Here is a 21,969-nt window from a genome sequence, read left to right as displayed (position 1 = left end):
ACAACCGATTATACGGAACCTGAGGAACCGGTGTCAACGCGTCGATCCTCGCATCGTCCAGTCGAGCTCCGACCGATCGAGCGGGCGCGCGTCTACGAGGCGATCGTCGCGCAGCTCCAGGAGCTCATCTTGCACGGTCCGCTGCGGCCCGGCGACCGACTGCCCTCCGAGCGCGAGCTCGTCGGACGGTTCGGGGTCAGCCGGGTTTCGGTCCGGCAGGCGCTCGCGGTCCTCCACGCCATGGGCCTCATCCAGATCCGCTCCGGCGGGGGAGTCTTCGCCGCCCGGACGGCACGCGGAGGGGTCTTGGCGGTCGCCGCCGCGTTGACCGGCGGCCGCGATCTCACCCGGGCGCAGATGGAGGTTCGCTTGATCGTTGAACCGCGCGCCGCGGCGCTCGCCGCGCAGCGCGCTACGCGGGCGGACCTTCGAGCGCTCGCCGCGGCCCTCGAGGGCCAGGCCCGCGGCATCCCGACCCCGGAGCTGGGGCTGCGCGGTGACGCACAGTTTCACACCACCATCGCGGAAGCGGCGAAAAATCCTCTCCTCCTGAAGATGGTCGAGGTGATCACCGACGCGCTGATGCCCAGCCGCGAGGCGTCCGCGCGCGTGCCGGGAGGGCCCCAACGGGCGATCCAGGAGCACCGGCGGATCCTCCGTGCGATCCAGCGGCGCGATCCCCGCGCGGCGGAGCAGTTGATGCGGGCGCACCTCCTGACGGTCGAACGCCTCGCGCTAGGGCCAGGGACGGCCGGGCGCGTGGTGCCCCGGGCCCGCGGCATCCTGGCGGTGCGGCCGAGCCGGGCATCGTCCCAACGTCGACGGGGGTAGCGGATGTCGCGGTACATCGTTCAGCGGTCCGCCTGGGTCGCCGTCGTCCTGATCGGGATCTCGGTGTTCACGTTTGCTCTGCTCCACCTCACCCCCGGCGATCCCGCGCAAATCCTCCTCGGCCCGATCGCCACCCCTCAGGAGCTGGCCCGGCTGCACCGAGAGCTGGGGTTGGACCGGCCGCTCGCGACCCAGTACGTGCTCTGGCTCGCGCACGTGGCGCAGGGGGATCTGGGACGATCGATCACGCTGCACCGGCCGGTTCTCGGAGAGCTCCTCCTGCGCTTCCGGGGGACGATCATCCTGGCCGCGGGCGCCGTCATCGTGGCGTTCGGGCCCGGCATCGCCCTGGGCGTCCTCGCCGCGAGGCGCCCGGGGCAGCTGGTGGACCGCCTCTCCATGATCGTGACCGTGGGCGGGGCGAGCATCCCCCCCTTCTGGCTCGGCATGATCCTGATCATCCTCTTCTCGCTGCGGTTGGGCTGGCTCCCGGGAACGGGGATGTCCTCACCGTCGGGGGCGGCGACGGTGGGGGATGTGCTGACGCACCTCATCCTCCCCGCGTTCACGCTCGGCGCGCTGCCCCTGGCGATCATCACGCGCGTGGCCCGGACCGGCATGATCGAGGCCCTCCGCGGCGACTACGTGCGCACGGCGCGGGCAAAAGGGCTGGGGGAGGCGGCGGTCACGATGAGGCACGCCTTCCGCAATACGCTCGTCGGCATCGTCACCGTCGTGGGGCTGGAGATGGGATTTCTCCTGGCGGGTGCGGTGTACGTGGAAACCGTCTTCGACTGGCCGGGGGTGGGGCTGATGCTCGTGAACGCGATTCTCACCCGAGACTTCCCGCTCGTCCAGGGCGCGGTGCTCCTCGTGGCGACGACCTATGTGATCATCAACCTCGTCACCGACCTCTTCTACGCGTACCTCGACCCTCGGATCCGGTTTGAGTGATGGCCGAACAGGTCGCCTCGTCCGCCGAATTCCCCGTGCGCACCACCCGCCGGCCCGCCGCCGGGGTCCTTGCCCGCGTTCGGCGCAACCGGTCCGCGATGGGAGGGGCGATCATCGTCGCCGTCATCGCGGGCCTCGGGGTGCTGGCGCCGGTCCTCCCCCTCGATCCCCCCACCATCCCCCACCTCGGCCACCGGTTGGCGGCCCCGCTGACATCGGGTTACCTGCTCGGATCGGACCAGCTCGGTCGGGACATCCTGAGCCGCCTTCTCTGGGGGACGCGGACCTCCTTGACGATCGGCGTCTCCGCCGCCTTCCTCGCCCTCAGCCTCGGGTCGGCGCTGGGCATTCTTGCCGCGTACTACGGCGGCCGCCTCGACAACCTGCTCATGCGCGGCATCGACATCCTGATGGGCTTCCCGGAGATTCTCCTCGCGATCGCGATCGTCGCCGCCCTCGGCCCCGGCCTCACCCACGCCATGCTGGCCGTCACCGTGTCCAACGTACCGTTCTACGCGCGGGGGATGCGCGGCGCGATCCTCCTGCTCCGTTCGACGGAGTTCGTCGAATCCGCCCGGGCCGCCGGCGCCACGCACACCCGGATCATCATCCGCCATCTCCTGCCGAACGTCGTCGCCGCCATGCTCGTCTTCGTTTCGCTCAACATCGGCTGGATGATCACGGAGACCGCCGGGCTGAGCTTTCTCGGGCTCGGCGCGCAGCCGCCCACGCCGGATTGGGGCACGATGCTCGCCGACGGGCGCGGGTTCATCACGGTCGCGTCGCACGTCGCCACCGTCCCCGGCCTCACCATATTTCTCTCGGTCCTCGGGTTCAACACGCTGGGGGAGGGATTGCGCGAGGTGCTCGACCCCCGGTCGCGGTAGCGGACGGCGGCGCGGGGGCCGTCCCTGCGGGAACGGCCCGGCCGGGTCAGCCCCTTTGTGCCGTTACCGGGCGAAGAGGTCCAGCAGCCGCTGGGTCTGGTGGGCGGCCGCCGGGCGAAGCAGAGGCAGGCTCACCCCGGCGTCGCGGTACTGCTGCACCCGGGCTCGCACCTCATCCGGGGTGCCGCTGGCCGTCATCCCCGCCACGTACGAGTCCGGGACCGCCCGAATCAGGCCCTCGATCCCCCCTTTGGCGTGCGCTTCTTCGAACTTCGGGATGTCTTCTTTGCGGATGTAGGGCTCGCCCACGCGCATCTTCGGGCCGGCGATGAAGGAGATCTGCGCCGGATCAAACTTCGTCGCCACCTCCCACCGGATCGCGTCGAACGCCTTTTTGTGGTCGTCCTCCACGGAGCAGTTGATGATCTGGGCCACCTCGAACCCCGCCCAATCCCTGCCCGCCGCCGCGGCCGCCTCCCGGATGATCTTCAGGGCGTTGACCGTGTACTCGGGGGAGCACACCGCGTTGAGCACCACCCCGTCGCCCAGCTCTCCCGCCAGGCGCAGTCCCGTCCGGCTCGTCGCGGGCACGTACAGGGGCACGGTCGTGCGGGCCGGCGTCCATCCCAGCCCGACGTCCTTCAACTTCACGACCGTGCCATCGTAGGAGACCTTCTTTCCGGTGAGGATGAGCCGGATGCTTTCGATCCATTCCTTGAGCGTGAGCGCCGGGTCCAAAGGCTCCAGGGAATGCGCCCTGGCGTGGCTGCCGGTGCACGCTCCGGGCGCGAGCGTCATCCGCCCGCCCGTGAGCTCGTCGAGGCTGGCCAGGGTTTGGGCCATGACGACCGGGCTGCGGAGGCGGACGATCTGCGTGGTCCCCAGGGTGAGCCGGCTGGTGGCCAGCCCGATCGCCGCCAGCACGGTGACCGAATCGCGCATCAACTCGATCGTCTCCGAGAAGAAGCCCATCTCGAACCCGCGCTCCTCGGCGCGGCGCATCAAGTCCGCCGTCTCCCGGCTGTTCGTGAACTTGCCGTACCCCAGCGCCATCCCGACCCTGGCCATGGATCCTCCTTTTCACGTCCCGGATGATCGGGACAACGTCTCCCCGCCGTCCGGCGGGTTCGGTGCCCCGCTCGGTGCCGACCTGAGCGCGTCGACGATCCGGTCCGGGCGGATCGGCAGGCGGTTGCACTCGATCCCGAACGGGCGCAGGGCATCGGAGACGGCATTGGCGATCGCGGCGGGAGGGGCGATCGCCCCGCCTTCCCCGAGGCCTTTGACGCCGAGGGGGTTGAGCGGCGAGGGATGTTCCAGGTGGATGACCTCCATCGTGGGCACCTCCACCGCCGACGGCAGGACGTAGTCCATCAGCGTGGTCGTGAGCAGCTGGCCTCCCTCGTCGTAGACCAGTTCCTCCAGCGTGGCCGCGCCGAGCCCCTGGGCGACGCCTCCGTGGATCTGCCCTTCGGCAATGCGCGGATTGATCACCGTGCCCGCGTCGTGGGCGACCACGTATCGATGGATCGTGATCTCTCCGGTTTCGGGGTGAACCTCCACCATCGCCGCGTGCGCCGCGTACGCCCAGGTCACCGTCGGCGGCTCATAGTACGACGTCGCCTCGAGCAGCGGCTCCATCCCCTGGGGCCGGCGGTGGTCCCAGCCCGGATGGGCGGCTCGGGCCAGCTGGGCGAGCGTGAGCGATCGACCCGGCACCCCCCGCACGCCCACCCGCCCCTCTCGGAGCTCCAGGTCCTCCGGGGCGCACTCGAGCGCCTGAGCGGCGAGTTCGAAGGCTTTCTGTTGAACGCGCCGGCTGGCCTCGTGGATCGCCGCCGAGACGACGACGGCACTGCGGCTGGCGATGGTGCCGAGGCCGGCCGGGATCGCGGCGGTGTCACCGGTCGTGATCACGACGCCGTCGAGAGGGACCCGCCAGAGGTCGGCCGCGACCTGGGCAAACGCGGTCTCGTGCCCTTGCCCCTGCGAGCAGGTTCCGCTCGCCACCGAGATCGCCCCGGTCGAATCGACCCGCACGGTTGCCCCTTCGAAGGGGCCGACTCCGGTCCCCTCCGTATAACAGGCCAGCCCGAGCCCAAGATACCGGCGCTCCCGCCGCGCCTCGCGCTGGCGGCGGCGGATGTCGTCGAGGCCGCCCAGGGCGTCGAGGGCGAGCTGGAGAGCCCGCGGGAAGTCTCCGCTGTCGTACACGACCGGCGAGCCGTCCCGGTACGGGATGCCCACCGCGTACGGCATCGCCTCGGGCGGGATCATGTTGCGCGCCCTGATCTCGGCGGGATCGCGGCCGAGGTGATGGGCGATCAGGTCGACCAACCGCTCCATCACGAACACGCCTTCGGGCCGGCCGGCTCCCCGGTAGGGGGCGTTGGCCACCTTGTTCGTGGCGGCGACCTTGGCCTCGAGGCGGTAGTGGGGCACCGCGTACGGTCCCAGCAGATGCGCCGCGGTGTTGTACGCGGTGACGAGTCCCAGCGGATTCCAGGCGCCGGCATCCTGGATCATCCGGTCGCGGACGGCGAGAATGCGGCCGTCGCGCTCGAAGGCCACTTCCGCGTCGTGGATCTGGTCTCGGGCGTGGATCGTGCTGACGAAATGCTCGCGGCGGTCCTCCAGCCACTGCACCGAGCGGCCGAGGGTCCGCGTCAGGTAGGCGACCAGGACGTCCTCGGGGTAGACCATTCCTTTTGCGCCGAACCCGCCGCCGACATCCGGGGCGATGCAGCGGACCCGTGCCTCGGGCATGCCCAGCAGTGCCGAGGTCGCCCGGCGGACGGCGTGGACCATCTGGGTGGAGCACCACGTCGTCAGGGTGCCTGTCCGCGCGTCGTACGCGGAGACCGCCCCGCGGCCCTCCATCGGCACGGCGGTGTAGCGATGGTGCGTGAAGCGCGAGCGGAGCACCTGCGGCGCGTCGCGGAACGCCCCGTCCACATCGCCCTTCTCGATGCGAAACTCCCCCATCAGGTTGGTGCCGAGGGTTTGGTGGATGAGCGGCGCATCGGGGAGGAGCGCGTCCTCGGGATCGATCACCGCCGGCTGGGGGTCGAACACCACGGCAATCTTCTCGACGGCATCTTCCGCCGCATAACGATCCAGCGCGACGACGACGGCGACGGCCTCCCCCACGTGGCGCACCTTGTCCACGGCGAGGATCCGGGGTTGGGGGATGTTCACGCGGTGGACGACCCCCTGCCGCCACCGCTCGGGGAAGGACACCTGGGGATCGGGGAGGGGCGGGAGCACGTCCGCCAGGTCGCGGCCGCTGAACGCGGCGACGACGCCCGGGACCCGCAGCGCGGGCGCCACATCCACGGAGACGAGCCGGGCGTGGGCGTGCGGGCTGCGGAGGAAGGCCGCGCTCAGCATGCCGGGAAGCCGGACATCGGCGACAAACGAGGTGCGGCCTCTCAGCATCCGCTGATCTTCTCTGCGCGGAATGCTGCGGCCGACGTACCCCCGCCCAGGCTGCTCACGCACGGACGACCCTCCCGGCGAGCAAGTGCATGCCCCGCGGTGATCGCTCCGCGGGCCAGCGGGATGCGTGGACGGCGGCGGAGTGGGGGCACTCCAGAAGTCGCTATCGCATTTGCCGCGAGGTTCATGCAACCCTGCCTGGGCGGCCGTCGGCGCGGCCGGGCCGAGAATCGGGGATTCTTCCGAGGAAAGGCGGCTTGCGCCAGAGAGACCGCACCGGGCAAGATCCCCACCGCTCTCACCAGAGGTCCGCTTCATCTCGCCAGTCCGTCCGGTGGAACGGGCACGGTGGTGGCTGGTCCACCCGGACGCCCGCGGAGAGGCGGTGGACGCGGGCCCGCGGCTGAAGGGGAGGGCTTTTCACTCGGCGAAGGCGTCGTCAGACGTTGTGGATCATGGAGGGAAGATGAATGGGCGCGGCACGCCCGACACCCACCCGCCTTTCGACGCCCCGGCCCCGCACGGCGATTGGAACCGCGGCGCGCTGGCTCGCTGTCCCCGCGTTGGTGGCCCTGGGGATGGCGGTGGTTCCGGGGGCGACGGCCCAAGTCGAGGTGCCCGCGCTTCCGCAGCCCGTGCCGGTCGCGGTCGATGCGAAGACCACGGCCTACCTGGTGCTCGATCTCACGTCGATCGTCTGTGCCCCCCGGCCGTCGTGCCGGGCCACGCTGCCGGCGGCTGCGGCGTTGCTCGCGAAGGCGCGGGGCGCCGGCGCGCTCGTCGTGTACTCGGAGACGCCGACGGCGGGGTCGACTATTTTGGCCGAGGTCGCGCCGGCGGCGGGGGACCTAAAGGTCACCACGCGCGCCGACAAATTTTACGGGACGACGCTCGACGAGATCCTGAAGTCCAAGGGGATCAAGACCTGCATCATCGTCGGAACCGCCGCGAACGGCTCGGTGCTCTACACCGCGTTCGGCGCGAACTTGCGCGGGTATACGGTTGTCGTGGCGGCCGACGGCATCTCCGCCGATCCGTTTCCCCTGCTCTACACGCAGTACCAGATGCTGAACGCTCCGGGCTTCGCCAATCCGAAGAATTTGCCGCTGGCCGAGGCGAAGGTCACGCTCAGCCGCAGCGATCTCATCACGTTCCGCTGAGCCCCGCGGCGGTCGCCGAGGAGCTTCCGAGGTGCGCGCGATGACCACGGTGACGGTTCCGCCCCGTACTCGGGATAACGGGGCCGCCGTGGGGCGCAGGCCCGATCCCGGGCCTTTTTGGCTGGAGCCCGGGGATCCCGTCGAAGTTGAGATCGAAAAAGTGGGCGTTCTTCAAAACGCGGTGGTCTCGGCCCCGCACGATGCGTGGGGCGATCGTGCCGTGGAGGTGAGCCGCCGGCGGTCGCGCCCCCCGGGACCTCTGCGCCGGAAGGAGGCGTGGCCACCGCCGGAAGGATGAGCCGCACCGTCGTCATCGGCGCCGGAGTCATCGGCCTCGCCTGCGCCTACGAGCTCCAGCGGCGCGGCGAGCGCGTCACCATTCTGGACCGGGGCGAGCCGGGCGCCGGGTGCTCATCCGGCAATTCCGGATGGATCGTCCCGGCCCTGTCCGGTCCGGTGCCGGCGCCCGGCCTGCTCGGGACGTCGCTGCGGTGGCTGCTGAAGGCGGACAGCCCGCTCTACATCAGACCGCGCGCGGACCTCCAGTTCCTGGGGTGGCTGTGGGACTTCCGACGGCACTGCACCGCGCCGGCCCACCGCGCCGGGCTGGAAGCGGTGGCCGCCCTCAACGCCCGGACGATGGAGCTCTACGACGCCCTGGAGAAGGACGGGGTGCAGATCGAGATGCACCGCCAGGGGGTCCTCCTCGCCTTCCTCGGGCGGTCCGCCCTGGATCATATCGCGAGAGACCTGGAGCGGATGCGGGCGTTCGGCTGTGCGGAGCCGGTTCGGCTCACCGCCCGCGAGGTCCGCGAGGTCGAGCCGCTGCTCGGTCCGTCGGTCGTCGGGGGCATCCTGGCCGAGGGGGAGCGGCACGTTCGCCCGGAAACGCTGACCGCCGGTCTCCTGCGGCGCGTGCGCGAAGGCGGCGCCGAGATCCGAACGGGAGTCGAGGTGAGCGGCCTGCGGCGCCGAGGCCGCGCCGTCGCCGCGGTGGAGACCGCCGAGGGAGTCCTCGAGGCCGACCGCGTCGTCATCGCGGCGGGGGCGTGGTCGGGGGTCCTCGCCAGCCGGGTCGGGTATCGCCTTCCGATCCAAGCCGGGAAGGGGTACAGCATTACGCTCACCCGCCCGAGCGCGTCGGTGAGGCGGCCCCTCTACCTCGACGAGGCGAGGATCGCCGTGAGCAACTTCGACGGCGCGCTCCGCCTCGGCGGCACGATGGAGCTCTCCGGCCTGGATCCCGCGCTCGACATGCGTCGGATCGAGGCGATCCGCCGCGGGGCCGACCGGTATCTCCTGGGGTGGGGGCGGGGCGAGCGGGAGGTGGCGTGGGCCGGGATGCGCCCCCTCACTCCCGACGGGCTGCCGGTGATTGGTTCCGTCCCCGGCGTGGAGGGACTCTACATCGCCACGGGACACGGGATGCTCGGGGTGACCCTGGCTCCCGCGACCGCATCCGCGCTGGCGGAGCTCGTCACGACCGGCCGGTCGAGCGTCTCGCTTTCCGCCTTCGATCCCGGCCGCTTCGCGCGGCGGCGCTAGCGCGAGGCCGACGGGGAGGGGCAGGGGAGGACCCGCCGGAGGCGCGAAACTCCTGCCTGTGCCCGGAGGCAGACCCCAGCGTTTTTCGCTCGCGTTTGAGGCTCCCGGGTATCGCTGTCTGTGGATGTACTCGCTGTTCGGCTCGGGCGCGTTCACGCTCGAACTGCTCACCCAAGGGTGGGTGGTCCTGCAGCTCACCAACTCCCCATTCTGGGTGGGCTTGGCGGCGGGGGTGCGGGGGGGCACCCAGGCTCTCTTCAGCGTGCTCGGCGGCCCCGTCGTCGACCGCGCCGACCGCCGCCGGATGCTCCTCACCGCCCAACTCGCGGCCGCGCTCGGCGCGCTGGCGCTCGCGGCGCTGCTGCTCACCCACACCGCCCGGCTCGGGCACGTCCTCTGCTACCTCGTGCTGAACGGGATCGTGCTCGCGATCAGCAAGCCGTCGGCGAGCGGCCTGATGTACGATGTGGTGGGCCCTCGGCGCCTGCTGAACGCCAGCGCGTTCCAGTTCATGGCGGCCAGCGTGGTCAGGATCATCGGCGCGCTCGCCGGAGGCATCGTCATCGATCGGCTGGGCGTGGGGCAGAACTATCTGCTCATCGCCGCCGCGTACGGTGGAGGGGTCGCCGCCCTGCTCGTGCTCCGCAGCCCCACCACCGCCCGGGGGGCAGCGGGGCCGTTTGTCCGCGCCGTCGCGGCGGGGTTGGGGTACGCCCTGCGCGTGCGCGAGATTCGCGCGCTCCTGCTGCTGAGCCTGATCGTGGAGGCGTTCGGGTTCGGCTATCAGGCGATGATGCCCGTCATGGCGCGCGACGTGCTGCGGGTGGGGGCGATCGGATTGGGGTCGCTCGCGGCGATGGTGGGGGTCGGGCAGTTGTGCGCGACGCTGGCCGTGGCGTCGCGGGGAGACCCGCGCAACAAGGGCACGCTGCTCGCGGTTGCCGCGACCGGGTTCGGCGCGTTCATCGCGTTGTTCGGATTGTCCCCGTGGTTCTCGGTGTCGCTGGTGATCGTCACGATCGTGGGGGCGCTGGGCTCGTCCTACGACACCTCCATGTCGACGGTCCTGATGACGACATCGTCCGACGAGACCCGCGGGCGCGTGCTCGGCCTCTACTATTCCACGATGGGGGTCAGCGCCCTGGGATGGCTCGGCGTCGGGGCGGCCGCCACGGTCCTCGGCATGCCCGCCGCCCTGGCGCTGAGCGGGTCGATCGTGGCCGCGGGGACCCTCGGAATGCTGCCCGCGCTCCACCCCCTCCACCGGCTGGGCGAGGCGCCGCAGGTCGGGGACTCACCGGATGCCGGGCCGATGGGTTCCCTGCACAATTGAACACCGGCCGCATCCCCACCGTCGGGCCGTGGCTTGCGTATCATTGATTGCGAATACCTGCAACGTATATTACACCGAATCGAACGGGCGCCGGGGCCCGTCGATCCGGAACCTTTGCCCGCGAAGCAGGGCGGCCGCGCAGATGCTGGGTCCGGACGTCTCCGGGGGCGCCAGGATGAGAACCTCATCTCAATGTCTGCGCGGGCGGCATGATCGATCGAAGGGGGACGGGTGTTCTGAGTACCGGGTTTACGCACGCTTGCAACTAAGGGAGGGAGGCCGAGACATCGAAATTCTGGGGGAATCCTGGGCTCACCCCACGGCCCCTCGGATTCTCTCACGATTCTTGAAATTTCCTCCAATTCCCAGGAGGAGAAAAGTAAAGAGTGTCGTATATGAGGATCCGAGGGGCAAGAACAGGCCCCCTGCGATACCTAAATCGAAAGGAGGGCCCCTTCCGTGGCGAAGAAGAAGGCAGCCAAGAAGAGCAAAAAGCGCTAACCTCGAAATTGATTCCGCTCGAAACGGGGGGGCACTGCTCGGATGGGCAGTGCCCCTCCGCTGCGTTACCCGGGAGGGGATGGCCTCGGCGCCAGGGCCGCAGGAGGTCCCTCGGCCCTGGCTGAACTGACAGGGCATGGTCGATCCCAGAATTGAAAAGCTCGCACGCGTGCTCGTCCACTACTCGCTCAAGCTCAAGCGGGGCCAACTCGTCAGGATCAGCGGGACGTCACTCGCCGCCCCGCACATCGCCGCGGCCTACCGCGAGGCGCTGGCCGCCGGCGCCTACCCATCGGTCCGCGTCGGGCTGGAAGGGCTCGAGGAACTGTACTTCAAGACCGCCAGCGACGAGCAGCTCCGGTTCATCTCGGACCTCGACCGGATAGAGGCCCAGCGGTTCGACGCCGACCTCAGGTACCTGGGCTCGTTCAACACCCGGGCCCTCACCCGCGTCCCGCCGGAGCGGATCGCGGCGCGCCGGGAGGCAACCCGCGAGCTCATGAAGACCTTCATGGAGCGGACGAGCCGGGGGGAGCTCCGGTGGTGCCTCACACAGGCTCCCACCCAGGCCGACGCTCAGGAAGCGGAGATGGCCCTCGGCGAGTACGAAGACTTCGTCTATACCGCCGGCCACCTGGACCGCGAGGATCCGGTCGCGGCCTGGGAGGCCGTGGCGCACCAGCAGGCCGCTTTCGTCTCCCGGCTCAACTCGATCAAAACGTTGCGGGTGGTCGGCCCCGACACCGATCTCACGATCTCCGCCGCAGCCCGGACGTGGATCAGCGCCTCCGGGGAGCACAACTTCCCGGACGGGGAGGTCTTCACCGGTCCGGTGGAGGATGCGACCCGAGGGTCGGTGCGGTTCTCGTTCCCCGCGATCTACGGCGGCAGGGAGGTGACCGACGTCCGGCTCGTGTTCGACGGGGGGCGGGTGACCGAGGCGACGGCGGCGAAAGGCCAGGACTTCCTCCGGGCGATGCTCGACCTCGACGGGGGGGCCCGGACGCTCGGGGAGTTCGCGTTCGGGCTGAATTACGACATCCAGCAGTTCACCCGCAATATCCTATTCGACGAGAAGATCGGCGGGACGCTGCACATGGCCCTGGGGGCGGCGTATCCCGAGACCGGCGGGCGGAACGTCTCGGGGCTCCACTGGGACATGATCCTCGAGCTCAGGAACGGGGCGGAGGTCTTCGGGGACGGCGAGGTGATCTACCGCAACGGTCGGTTCCTCGTCTAAGGCGGGCCGCCCTCGCCGGCAAAGGCCTGCTCCACCCGGCCGATCAGCGCCTCGAACTGTTTCTGGGTCTCCTCGCTGACCTCGTCGGCCATCTCGGCAAACCGCGACCCCTCCATCGTCTTGATCTGGATGTTGGAGAGCATCTGCCCCTCGATCTCGCGCAGCAGGTCGAGGATCTCCTCGCGGGGGAACGCGCCCCACTCCCGGGCCAGCACCCGGTCGATGAATTCGCCGAGCGGCCGCATCTCGTCCTGGCACACCGTTTGGTAGAGCTCCCACAACTGCTCGCTCACGCGCCACCCCCCCTGGGGATATACTATGGACGCCCGGCGGCGGTCCTCTTCCGATTCCGCCGGCCGGACTCCCCACACAAGGAGCGCTGTCCAATGCCGAGACGTTTTTGCATCCGCTGCGGCGCCCGCCTCCGCCGCGCCCGCAAGGCGGGGTGGACCCGCCGGATCGGCGAGTGCCCGCGCTGCGGGTGGATCGACTGGAACAACCCCGCCCCCACCGCCTCGATCCTGATCGTGCGTCGAGGCCGGGTGCTGCTGGTCCGGAGGGCGGTCGCGCCGGCGCGCGGCGCCTGGGACACTCCGGGGGGATTCATCGAAGCGGGGGAGACCGCCGAGCAGGCCGCCCGGCGCGAGGCGCGCGAGGAGCTCGGGGTCGACGTGACCCTGGAGCGGGTGATCGGCATCTACCCCGACGTCTACGGCGTGGGCCGGCTGCCTTCGCTCAACATCCACTATTTGGGGCGGCTGAAGGGCGATGCGTCCGCGGTGCGCGCGGGCGACGACGCCGCGGCCTGCGCCTGGTTCCCCCTCGGCAGGCTGCCCCGACGGCTCGCCTTCACAAACGGCCGCGTCGCCCTGCGGCAGCTGCGTCGGGAGCTGGGCCGCGGCTAGTGCCCCTCCAGGTGCCGTTCTACGTCCATCGCCGCCATGCACCCCCACGCCGCCGCGGTCACGGCCTGGCGGTAGCGGTGGTCGTGCACGTCCCCGGCGGCGAACACCCCCTCCACGCTGGTCATCGTGTGCTTCTTGAGGACGACGTACTCCTGGTCGTCGAGCTCGACCTGCCCCTTGAACAGCTCCGTGTTCGGGTGGTGCCCGATCGCGACGAACACCCCGTCCACCCGAAAGTCCCGCTGCTTCCCCGTCTTGACATCTTGGAGCCGCAGGCCCTGGACCGACCCGTCCCCCAGGACATCGGCGACCGTGGTGTTCCAGATCACCTCGATCTTCCCGTGCCGGAGCGCGCGCTCGGCCATGATCTTGCTGGCCCGAAACTGATCCCGGCGGTGGATGATCGTCACCTTGGTGGCGAACTTGGTGAGGACCAGCGCCTCCTCCATCGCCGAATCGCCGCCCCCGATGACCGCGACCTCTTTGTTTCGGAAGAAGAAGGCGTCGCATGGCGCGCACGAGGACACCCCGTGGCCGATCAGGCGATGCTCGTTCGGCACGCCGAGCCAGTTGGTGCCGGCCCCGGTGGCGATGATCACCGACTCGGCGGCCAGCGTCTCCCCGGCTGATGTGACCTCGAACGGCCGTTTCCGGAAGTTCACGGTGGTGGCGTCGGCGTCGATGAAGTCGACCTCGAACCGCTCCGCCTGCTTGCGCATGATCTCCATCAGTTCGGGGCCTTGGATCCCCTCCGGGAAGCCGGGGAAGTTCTCCACGTCGGTAGTGAGCGTCAGCTGGCCGCCGCGCTGGCTTCCGGCGATGACGATCGGCCGGAGCTGTGCCCGCGCCGCGTAGATCGCGGCGGTCAGCCCCGCCGACCCCGAGCCGATGATGATCACCTTCCGGGTGTCTGCCATCACGCCGCCCTCCCGTGGGATCTTTCCAATGGAACGCCCGCCCGCCCGATATTCTTCCCGCGGCCGCCCGCTCAGGCCTCCGTGCCGCTCCGGCCGACGCGGTGGAGCTGGATGAAGTTCGTCCGCCCTCGGGCGACGATCGGGACCGACCCGACCACGACCAGAGCATCCCCGGCACTGGCGACGCCGCGGCGGATGAGCTCCCGGTCGAGCACCCGCACCATCGCCCGCAACGTCGGCTGAAACCGGGTCAGCAGCGGGCGCACGCCCCAGTAGAGGCTCAGCAGGCGCGCGACGCGCTCGTCCTCCGTGCAGGCGAGCACCGGCACCGGCGGCCGCATCTGCGAGAGCAGGCGCGCGGTGCGGCCGGTCGTGGTGAGCGCGACCACCATGTCCATGGCGAGGTCCGCCGCCAGCGCCCGGGCGGCGGTGGCGATCGCGTGCAGGAAGCTCGGCCGCGCGGGGCGGCGGCTTCCCGACGAGAATTCGGTCCCGGATTCCACCGCCCGGGCGATGCGGGCCATCGCCTGCACCGCTTCGACCGGGAACCGGCCGGCCGCCGTCTCCTCGGAGAGCATCACCGCGTCGCTGCCGTCCAGGATGGCGTTCGCGACATCCGAGGTCTCGGCCCGGGTCGGCCGCGCCTGGCGGACCATGGACTCGAGCATCTGGGTCGCGGTGATCACGGGGATCCCCCGCTCGTTCGCCCGGGTGATGATCCGCTTCTGGATGAGCGGGACTTCCTCCGGAGGCAGCTCCACGCCGAGGTCGCCCCGCGCCACCATCACCGCGTCCGCCTCCGCGACGATCTCGTCGAGGTTGCGGACCGCCTCCGCTTTCTCGAGTTTGGCGACGATCGGCACCGTCCGCCCCAACCGGCGCAGCGCCCGCCGCGCGTGCCTGAGGTCGGCGGCGCTGCGGACGAAGCTCAGCGCGACGTAGTCGACCCCGTGGCGCAGCCCGAACCGGAGGTCGATCGCGTCCTTGGGCGTGAGCGACGGCCCCCGCAGCCGGGCACCGGGGAGGTTGATCCCCTGGCGCTCCTTGAGCACGCCGCCCCGCACCACCCGGCAGCGGACGTCGCGTCCGCGTCTGGCCAGCACCTGAAGTTCCAGGGTGCCGTCCCGCAGCAGGATGTGCCCGCCGGGCCTGACGATCCGCACCAGCCCGGGGAACGGGACGGGAATCTGGCTCCCCCTCCCCACGACACGGCGGGTCGTGAGGACGACTTCGGCACCCTCCACGAGCCGCACCGGCGCGGCGAGCCGCCCCACCCGGATCTTGGGGCCTTGGAGATCTTGGAGGATCGCCAGGGGGAGGCCGGCCTCGGCGGCGATCTTCCTGAGGAGCCGGATCGTGCGCCCGTGCTCCTCGCGCGTGCCGTGCGAGAAATTCAGCCGCGCCACGTCCATCCCCGCGGCGAGGAGCCGCCGGAGGACCCTGGCGTCTTTGCTGGCGGGGCCGATCGTCGCCACGATCTTCGTCCGCCTGGCGAGCAGCCCGGGGGAGAGGGCGGCCGGCACATCGCTGGGCATCGGTCAGCCTCCCTCTCCGGTCCGCGACGCGGATGCGAGATCCTGCGGCATGCGCGACCTCCTGTATTCCCCCTCAGGCATTCCCGTCACACGCCGGGCGCCGGCGGGCTGTGTGCTAGACTCGGGGGGGCGTGCCCGCCGCCGAAGCCCATCGTAGCAGATCGTCCGGGCGGAGGGGTGCGCCGATTCGGGGGGAGGGGAGAGCGGTGGCGATTCTGGCGATCAGCGTGACCCCGATTGGGACGGGATCCCCGAGCGTGGGGGCGTACGTCGCCGACGCGCTCGGGGTGATCAAGCGGAGCGGCCTGCGCTACCAGCTCCGGGCGATGCACACCGAGGTGGAGGGCGGGCTCGAGGAACTGCTGGCGCTCGTGCCGGCGATCCACCGGGCCTGCTTCGCCCGCGGAGCGCTGCGGCTCTCCACCGTCATCAAGATCGACGATCGCCGGGACGCGCCCTCTTCTATAGAAGGGAAGGTGCGTTCGGTCGTGGATCGAATACCCCAGCCATGACCGGCCGCCGTGCCCTCGTCCTGCTGGCCGCGGTCTGCCTGGCGGCGCTCGCCCCCCACCCGGCCGAGAGCCGGGGCGGCACCCTCAACTTCGCGATTTCCGGGGGGCCCGATACCCTCGATCCCCAGCGCACGGCGGCGACCCTCGCATTCCAGATGATGAAGAGCCTCTACGACACGCTGGTCGAGCCGGACGACCATGGGGTCCTGGTGCCCGATCTCGCCCGGTCGTGGGCGATGTCGCCGGACGGCCAACAGTGGACCTTCGCACTCAGGCCGGGCGTCCACTTCCACAGCGGAAAGGCGCTCGACGCCCAGGATGTGGTGGCGACCTTCACCCGGATCCTCGATCCCAAGACGGCGTCGCCGAAGCGGGGCGACTACGCGGCCATCGAGCGGGTCGAGGCGGTCGATCCGCTCACCGTCCGGTTCGTGCTCACCCAGGCCTTCGCCCCGTTCCTGGCGGCCCTGGGGCAGGGGTGGGGCGCGATCCTCCCCAAAGACGCGATCGCCTCTGGAGACGACCTCGGCAGCCGGCCGGTCGGCACCGGGCCGTTCCGGATCATGGAGTGGTCGCGAGACAGCTACCTGCGCCTGGGAAAGTTCGACGGGTACTTCGCCAAGGGCGAACCCGAGCTGGACGGGGTGACCTTCCGGTTCGTCTCGGAGGGCCCGGTGAAGACCGCCGGGCTCCTCACCGGCGAGTACGACGTCGTGGACGCGGTCGATCCGCTGGAACTGCCGAAGCTCGAACGCGACACCAGGGTCACGATCGTCAGGCGGCAGAGCTCGACCGTAAACGTCGTCGCGATCAACAACGCCCGCAAGCCCTACACCGACGTCCGGGTGCGCCGGGCGCTCTGGTACGCCATCGACCGGGCGGCCGTGCTCAAGACCGCCTACGGCCCGGGCTCCTCCCCCGTGGCGGAGTTCATGGACGCCCTGAGCCCGTACTACGTGGACCTCGGGGATCCGTATCCCTACAACCCGGCGAAAGCCAAGCTGCTGCTGGCCGAGGCGGGATACCCGTCGGGGTTCTCCACCGACCTCGCGCTCCCCCAGCCCTACGCGACGCACATCAAGGCCGGCGAGCTCGTCCAGGCGATGCTGGGGTCGGTGGGCATCCAGGCCAAGATCCGGGTGGTGGAGTTCGGATTTTGGCTGTCGAGGATTTTCGGCGGCCCGCACGATTACGATCTGACGATCATCGGCCACACCGGGAAGCTCGATCCGGACGGGCGGCTGGCCGGGTACGGCGACCCGGCCCGCAGCTACGTGCAGTACAGTAACCCCCAGGTCGCCGCCCTGATCGACGCCGGACGGTTCACCCTGCGGGCCGACCTGCGGAGGCGGACCTACGCCGACGCCCTCCGGCGGATGACCCAGGACGCGGCGATGGTGTACCTCGGCGAGCCCGAGGACCTGCTGGCGATGCGACGCGGCGTCCGCGGCGTGAAGGAGATGTACGCGATCGACACGTACGACCTCCGGACCGCCGCCAAGTAGCGCGCGGCATGCGCGCCCTCCGCGCCCTGACCGTCGTCCCCACCGTCGTCGTGACCGCCACGATCGCCTTTGTCCTGCTGCGCGTGATCCCGGGCGATCCCGCCGCCCTGATGCTCGGGCTGGAGGCCCCGCCCGAGGAGCTCCGTCAGCTCCGGCACCAGCTGGGGGAGGACCGGCCGATCTGGGAGCAGTACGCCGCCTGGGTCGGCGGGCTGGCGACCGGACGGCTCGGCGAGTCGATCCGCTTCCGTGCGCCGGTCGCGGCGCTGATCGCGGAGCGGCTGCCGGTGACGCTCTCGCTTGCCGCCGCGGCGATAGCGGTGACCGTCGCCGTCGCCCTCCCGCTCGGCCTGCTCGCCGCGGTGCGCGCCCGGTCGCCGCTCGACCTCGGCCTCGCGGCCGCCACCCAGGCCGGGCTCGCCGTCCCGAACTTCTGGGTGGGGATCCTGCTGCTGCTGGGCTTCAGCGTCACGCTGAGGTGGCTGCCCCTGCAGGGCTACGCGCCGATCCGCGGCGGCGCCGGGGCGTGGGTGGGGCATCTGGTGCTCCCCGCCGTCACGCTGGGGGTGGCCCGCGCCGCGCAGCTGATGCGGTTCATCCGCGGCTCGGTGCTCGAGGAGTTGGGCCGCGACTACGTCCGGACGGCGCGGGGGAAGGGGCTCGGCGAGCGATCGGTGCTGCTCCGCCACGTCCTGCGGAACGCGCTCATCCCGGTGCTGACGATCGCCGGATTGCAGTTCGGGTTTCTCCTCGGCGGCGCGGTCGTCGTGGAACAGGTCTTTGGGCTCCCCGGGATGGGCCGGCTGGTGCTGCAGGGGATCTTCGCCCGCGACCTCCCCGTGGTCCAGGGAGCGGTGGTCGTGCTCGCGGTGCTGGTCTGTGTCCTCAACACGCTGGTGGACCTGCTCTACGGCGCCGTCGATCCGCGGGTGGGGGCGGGATGACCCCTCGGCGCGCCTCGCCCCATTTCATCGTCGGCTTCGCGCTGGTAGCATTCGTCCTCGCCGGCGTCCTGTACGAGGCGATGTGGGGGGGAAACGCGACGACCCGGATCGCGATCGAGGAGCGGCTTCAGCCGCCGACCGGGGCCCACGTCTTCGGCACCGACGATCTCGGCCGCGATCTCCTCGCCCGGGTGCTCGGCGGCGGCGCCGTGGCGTTCGAGGTAGGGGCCGTCGCCGTGGGGATCGGCCTCGCCGCGGGGGTCTCGCTGGCGCTGGTGGGCTTGCGGTGGGCGGGGTGGCCGGCGGCGATCCTGGCCCAGCTGATGAACGGGCTGATGGCGTTCCCGGCGATCCTGCTGGCGCTGGCGATCGTGGCGGTGCTCGGCACCGGCTACGTGCAGGCGATGATCGCGATCGGGATCGTCCTCGTGCCGGTGTTCTGGCGGCAGACCCGGGCGCAGGTGCTCGTCGTCGCCGGCCGCGAGTTCGTGGAGGCCGCGCGCGGCCTCGGCGCGACCGAGGGGCGCATCCTCTGGCGGCACGTCATGCCCCAGGTCGCCCCGCTTTTGGCGATCCAAGCGACGACGACGTTCAGCGGGGCGGTGCTGAGCGAGGCGTCGCTCAGCTTTCTCGGCGTCGGCACCCAACCCCCGGTGCCGTCGTGGGGCCGCATGCTGTTGGAGGCGACGCGCGCGCTCGGGATCGCGCCGTGGATGGCGGTGTTCCCCGGGATCGCCCTCGGGATCATGGTGCTGGGGGTCAACCTGCTGGGGGACGGCCTCCGCGACGCGCTGGATCCCCAACTCCGGCGCGTGGCGGGACGGGAGCCGGCGCTGTGACCCGTCTGTCCGACCGGCTCGAGGAATGGTTCGATCGGCGGTATCACATCCGGCCGATCGGAGGCGGCGGGTACATCATCCGCCTCGGACTGATCCGGTACCGCGGACGAACGCTGATCTTCAAGGACGGCACGGTCGTCCGGCGCGGCGCGCTCGTGGGGGAGGTCCACGTCGACAACCGGCTCGCCGCCTCCCTGCACGAGGGGGGAAAGGGGGCCCTGCGGTACCGCCGGGAAGTCTTTCGCGCCCTTCCGGTGCTGGCCGGCGAGCTCCGCGCGCGCCCCGAGTACCGGGAGATCGAGATGGTGGGCGGCCCCAGCCTGTTCTGGGACGAAGCCAGGCTGGTGGGATTCGAACACTGGCCGATTTCCGCGTTCGGCCGATGGTGGCTGGCGGCGTGGGAGCGCTTCCTGCTCGCCCGCTACCACCCCGCCGGCCGGCGGCGCCTCGCGCAGGGCAACCGCAGGGAGATCCGGCAGATCTGGATGACCCGCGCGACGCTGCTGGAACGGTACGGCGGGGGGAGGGCAGGGCGCGGCGACGGCTGAGGCGCTCCCGGGCGTCAGACCGCGCCGGAGGGGCCCGCGTCGAAGCGGATCGCGGCGCGGGTGATGCGCGCCGCCGGGTTCAAGGGCGGCACCCTTGCCCCGAGCGATCCATCATCCGCCCTTCAGCCGTCCCTGCCCAGCCGCCGGGCCACCCGCTCCCACACCTCGGGATTGAGCAGGTGCGGCGGCCGCTCTCCCCGGAGGACCTGCAGGATCTGGGTCGCGGCCGAGACGGCGAGGGCGCGAACCGCCTCGGCCGTCAGCCCCGCCACGTGCGGGGTGAGGATGAGATTGTCCAGGTCGAACAGCGGGCTGCCCGAGGGCGGCGGCTCCGGGTCGAACACGTCGATCGCCGCTCCCTGGATCCAGCCCTCGCGAAGCGCCCGGATCAGCGCCCCTTGCTGGACGATCGGCCCCCGGGCCGTGTTCACGAGAAACGCCTCCCGCCGCATCAACCGCAGCTCGGGCTCGCCGAGCATGCCGCGGGTCTCGTCGTTCAGCTCGGCGTGCACGGAAACGACGTCGGACTGGCGCAGGACGTCCGCCAGCTCCTCGACCCACCTGACCCCCATCGCTTCCGCGTTGGCGGCCGGGACGTACGGGTCGTACGCGAGCACCTGCATCCGGAACGCGGCGATGCACTTCCGGGCCACCTCCGAGCCGATGCTGCCCAGGCCGATCAGCCCGAGCGTGCGTCCCTCCAGCTCGATTCGCGGCGACCGATTCCGGTCGGCCCACGCGTCGGGCTGCCTGGCCCGGGCATCGGAGCGGGTGATCTGCTTCGCGAGGTCCAGCATCAACGCGACCGCGTGTTCGGACACCGGGGCGGCCCCCAACCCCGGGTTGTTGACCACGGCAACGCCTCGCTCGGTCGCCGCGGCGATGTCGATGGCGTCGGTCCCGCGCCCCGAGGTGCTGATCACGAGGAGCGCCGCTCCGTTCCGGATGGCCTCTCCGTGGAGGCGGGTCGGATAGCGGACCCACGCGGCCGCCGCCGTGCCGAGCGCCTCGCGGATCATCTCGGGGGTCGCGCCGGTCAGCACCCGGACGTCGGCCTGCTCCCGCAGCAGATCTTCGCCGGCTCGGTGATACATCGCCTCGATCAGGACGACCGTGGGGCGCTTCCGTGGCATGGACGACGTCTCCATGAGATGTGGCATCAGCGCAGCGCGGCGCGGCCCGCAGCGGCCGTCTTGGACCTTCTCTCGCGGGCCCGAACGGGGGCATCGGGATCTTCTCGGCCAATGATCCCGGATCCGCGCGATCCGATTTTCGACGCGCGTTCGCCGGGCGACCTGTATAACCTGTAAATCATGTTTGACAAGTTATAATTCCCCTGCTATAGTCCCCCCCATGGAGGACGGCTTGTGACGGTCGAGGCCGACGTCGGGGCGCGGAAGACGCTGGCCCGAGGATCCTTGGCGACTCTGCTGTCCTTTCGCCACCACAACCGTCCGCACCGCGATCCGGACGACGAGATTTTCCACGAGCCCACGGTGATCTTCACGCTTGAGGGGGCGTGGCAGTATCGATCTCTGGATACCGACGTGGCGGTGGGCCCGGATGCCGTCGTGCTGGGGTGCGCGGGGCAGCACTATCGCTGCCGCCACCTGGAAGCGATCCCGACCGACCGGCATCTTGTCCTGCGCCTGAACACGGCCGCGCTCGAGGATCTGTTTTCCCGCTACGGCGCCGCACCGCGGTGGGGAACAAAGGAACGTCCGCTGTTCCCGCGCACCGTGGTGCCGCAGACCCCCGCACTCGCCGGTCTCCGGCAGGCGCTCTTCTCCGAAGCGCAGCGCAAGCGCCCGAGCTATCTCCTGAAGATCGATCTGCTAGCGGCGGCGGTGCTCGTGGAGCTGCTGAGGGCCTCCGGCCGGGAAGAAGCGCCGGCGGAGCCGCGGCACGCGCTGCCCTCGACCCGGCGCCATCGGGACGGTATCGAGGCGGCCCGAGCGTACGCCGCCGCGCACCTTGCGGGCGAGATCGATCTCGCCTCGCTCGCCCGCGCGGCGGGATTGAGCCCCTACTACTTCAGCCGGATGTTCAAGGCCCACGTCGGGGTCTCTCCCTACCGGTATCTGACCCGCCTGCGGATCGCGGAGGCGATGCGGCTCCTCGAGACTTCGACGCTCCCGGTGACGGAGATCTGCTACGAGGTGGGATTCCGGAACCTGAGCCACTTCATCACCACGTTCGGCGCGCACGCCGGCGTGTCCCCGATGCGGTACCGGCGGTCCCGCAAGAACTCGTAACCGCCGCGCAATAATCGGCATGCCCTCCTCCCGCTTGGGCTGCTCTTCTTTGCCCATGCGGGCGGCCACGTCACCGCGTTGGGCGAACGGACCCCGGCCCCGTTCATCGAGGCTTTTGCG

The 21,969-nt window shown here is 70.7% G+C and carries 20 protein-coding genes; 14 read left to right on the top strand and 6 right to left on the bottom strand.

The features are described from left to right. Positions 1-30: 30 nt before the first annotated feature. Genes VKV57_04400 through VKV57_04390 form a run of 3 tightly spaced genes read left to right on the top strand, consistent with a single transcriptional unit; the run spans position 31 to position 2,672 of the window. Positions 31-831, top strand: coding sequence for a FadR/GntR family transcriptional regulator (locus VKV57_04400; protein ID HLW59150.1), 801 nt, complete (start codon positions 31-33; stop codon positions 829-831). Between the two features lie 3 nt (positions 832-834). After that, entirely contained in the window at positions 835-1,785 is a 951-nt protein-coding gene (locus VKV57_04395) for an ABC transporter permease (GenBank protein ID HLW59149.1), read from the top strand. Further along, the gene (locus tag VKV57_04390; GenBank protein ID HLW59148.1) at positions 1,785-2,672 is read left to right on the top strand and encodes an ABC transporter permease; all 888 of its coding nucleotides are present in this window, start codon (positions 1,785-1,787) and stop codon (positions 2,670-2,672) included. The genes VKV57_04395 and VKV57_04390 overlap by 1 nt, the downstream gene beginning before the upstream one ends. Before the next feature lie 63 nt (positions 2,673-2,735). Here VKV57_04390 and VKV57_04385 read toward each other — a convergent pair whose 3' ends face one another. Next, a complete protein-coding gene (locus VKV57_04385; GenBank protein ID HLW59147.1) occupies positions 2,736-3,740 on the bottom strand; it encodes an LLM class flavin-dependent oxidoreductase in 1,005 nt (334 codons plus the stop codon). A 12-nt stretch (positions 3,741-3,752) separates the two neighbouring features. Next, entirely contained in the window at positions 3,753-6,173 is a 2,421-nt protein-coding gene (locus VKV57_04380; protein HLW59146.1) for a xanthine dehydrogenase family protein molybdopterin-binding subunit, read from the bottom strand. Between the two features lie 407 nt (positions 6,174-6,580). Here VKV57_04380 and VKV57_04375 point away from each other — a divergent pair, with 407 nt between their 5' ends. The 4 genes from VKV57_04375 to VKV57_04360 all read left to right on the top strand — a co-directional run bounded on the left by VKV57_04375 (position 6,581) and on the right by VKV57_04360 (position 11,889). Continuing rightward, complete coding sequence (locus VKV57_04375; protein ID HLW59145.1) at positions 6,581-7,270, top strand: isochorismatase family protein; 690 nt, start codon at positions 6,581-6,583, stop codon at positions 7,268-7,270. 276 nt (positions 7,271-7,546) lie between these two features. Continuing rightward, on the top strand, positions 7,547-8,815 hold the full coding sequence (locus VKV57_04370) for an FAD-dependent oxidoreductase (protein ID HLW59144.1): 1,269 nt from the start codon (positions 7,547-7,549) through the stop codon (positions 8,813-8,815). A gap of 58 nt (positions 8,816-8,873) precedes the next feature. Next, entirely contained in the window at positions 8,874-10,148 is a 1,275-nt protein-coding gene (locus VKV57_04365; GenBank protein ID HLW59143.1) for an MFS transporter, read from the top strand. A gap of 637 nt (positions 10,149-10,785) precedes the next feature. Beyond that, the gene (locus VKV57_04360) at positions 10,786-11,889 is read left to right on the top strand and encodes an aminopeptidase (protein ID HLW59142.1); all 1,104 of its coding nucleotides are present in this window, start codon (positions 10,786-10,788) and stop codon (positions 11,887-11,889) included. On the opposite strand, the gene VKV57_04355 is transcribed toward VKV57_04360, so the two are convergent. Then, the gene (locus tag VKV57_04355; protein ID HLW59141.1) at positions 11,886-12,182 is read right to left on the bottom strand and encodes a hypothetical protein; all 297 of its coding nucleotides are present in this window, start codon (positions 12,180-12,182) and stop codon (positions 11,886-11,888) included. The genes VKV57_04360 and VKV57_04355 overlap by 4 nt on opposite strands. Before the next feature lie 93 nt (positions 12,183-12,275). On the opposite strand from VKV57_04355, the gene VKV57_04350 reads away from it, so the two are divergent. Beyond that, a complete protein-coding gene (locus tag VKV57_04350; protein ID HLW59140.1) occupies positions 12,276-12,794 on the top strand; it encodes an NUDIX domain-containing protein in 519 nt (172 codons plus the stop codon). Here the strand turns inward: VKV57_04350 and trxB are convergent. Together trxB and pyk are read right to left on the bottom strand one after the other, a co-directional pair. Next, positions 12,791-13,711, bottom strand: coding sequence for a thioredoxin-disulfide reductase (gene trxB / locus VKV57_04345; GenBank protein HLW59139.1), 921 nt, complete (start codon positions 13,709-13,711; stop codon positions 12,791-12,793). The genes VKV57_04350 and trxB overlap by 4 nt on opposite strands. Before the next feature lie 71 nt (positions 13,712-13,782). Continuing rightward, a complete protein-coding gene (pyk, locus tag VKV57_04340) occupies positions 13,783-15,246 on the bottom strand; it encodes a pyruvate kinase (protein ID HLW59138.1) in 1,464 nt (487 codons plus the stop codon). A gap of 206 nt (positions 15,247-15,452) precedes the next feature. On the opposite strand from pyk, the gene VKV57_04335 reads away from it, so the two are divergent. From VKV57_04335 to VKV57_04315, 5 genes are read left to right on the top strand one after another with little or no spacing between them, the layout of a single operon-like run. Beyond that, positions 15,453-15,758 (top strand): MTH1187 family thiamine-binding protein, encoded by a 306-nt coding sequence (locus VKV57_04335; protein HLW59137.1) that lies wholly within the window; start codon positions 15,453-15,455, stop codon positions 15,756-15,758. Next, a complete protein-coding gene (locus VKV57_04330) occupies positions 15,755-17,263 on the top strand; it encodes an ABC transporter substrate-binding protein (GenBank protein ID HLW59136.1) in 1,509 nt (502 codons plus the stop codon). Before VKV57_04335 ends, VKV57_04330 begins: the two co-directional genes overlap by 4 nt. Positions 17,264-17,271: 8 nt before the next feature. Next, positions 17,272-18,207 carry an ABC transporter permease gene (locus VKV57_04325; protein HLW59135.1) on the top strand — a complete coding sequence of 312 codons (936 nt, stop codon included), beginning with the start codon at positions 17,272-17,274 and terminating at the stop codon, positions 18,205-18,207. After that, positions 18,204-19,046: an ABC transporter permease gene (locus VKV57_04320; protein HLW59134.1), complete on the top strand. Its 843-nt coding sequence runs from the start codon at positions 18,204-18,206 to the stop codon at positions 19,044-19,046. The genes VKV57_04325 and VKV57_04320 overlap by 4 nt, the downstream gene beginning before the upstream one ends. After that, a complete protein-coding gene (locus tag VKV57_04315) occupies positions 19,043-19,594 on the top strand; it encodes a hypothetical protein (protein ID HLW59133.1) in 552 nt (183 codons plus the stop codon). Before VKV57_04320 ends, VKV57_04315 begins: the two co-directional genes overlap by 4 nt. 122 nt (positions 19,595-19,716) lie before the next feature. Here VKV57_04315 and VKV57_04310 read toward each other — a convergent pair whose 3' ends face one another. Continuing rightward, complete coding sequence (locus tag VKV57_04310) at positions 19,717-20,727, bottom strand: hydroxyacid dehydrogenase (protein ID HLW59132.1); 1,011 nt, start codon at positions 20,725-20,727, stop codon at positions 19,717-19,719. Positions 20,728-20,961: 234 nt separating this feature from the next. On the opposite strand from VKV57_04310, the gene VKV57_04305 reads away from it, so the two are divergent. Next, complete coding sequence (locus VKV57_04305) at positions 20,962-21,849, top strand: helix-turn-helix transcriptional regulator (GenBank protein HLW59131.1); 888 nt, start codon at positions 20,962-20,964, stop codon at positions 21,847-21,849. Positions 21,850-21,969: the final 120 nt, after the last annotated feature.

It is taken from the genome of bacterium (assembly GCA_035307765.1).
Lineage (GTDB): Bacteria > Sysuimicrobiota > Sysuimicrobiia > Sysuimicrobiales > Segetimicrobiaceae > Segetimicrobium.
This window is presented reverse-complemented; position numbering and strand designations above follow the sequence as displayed.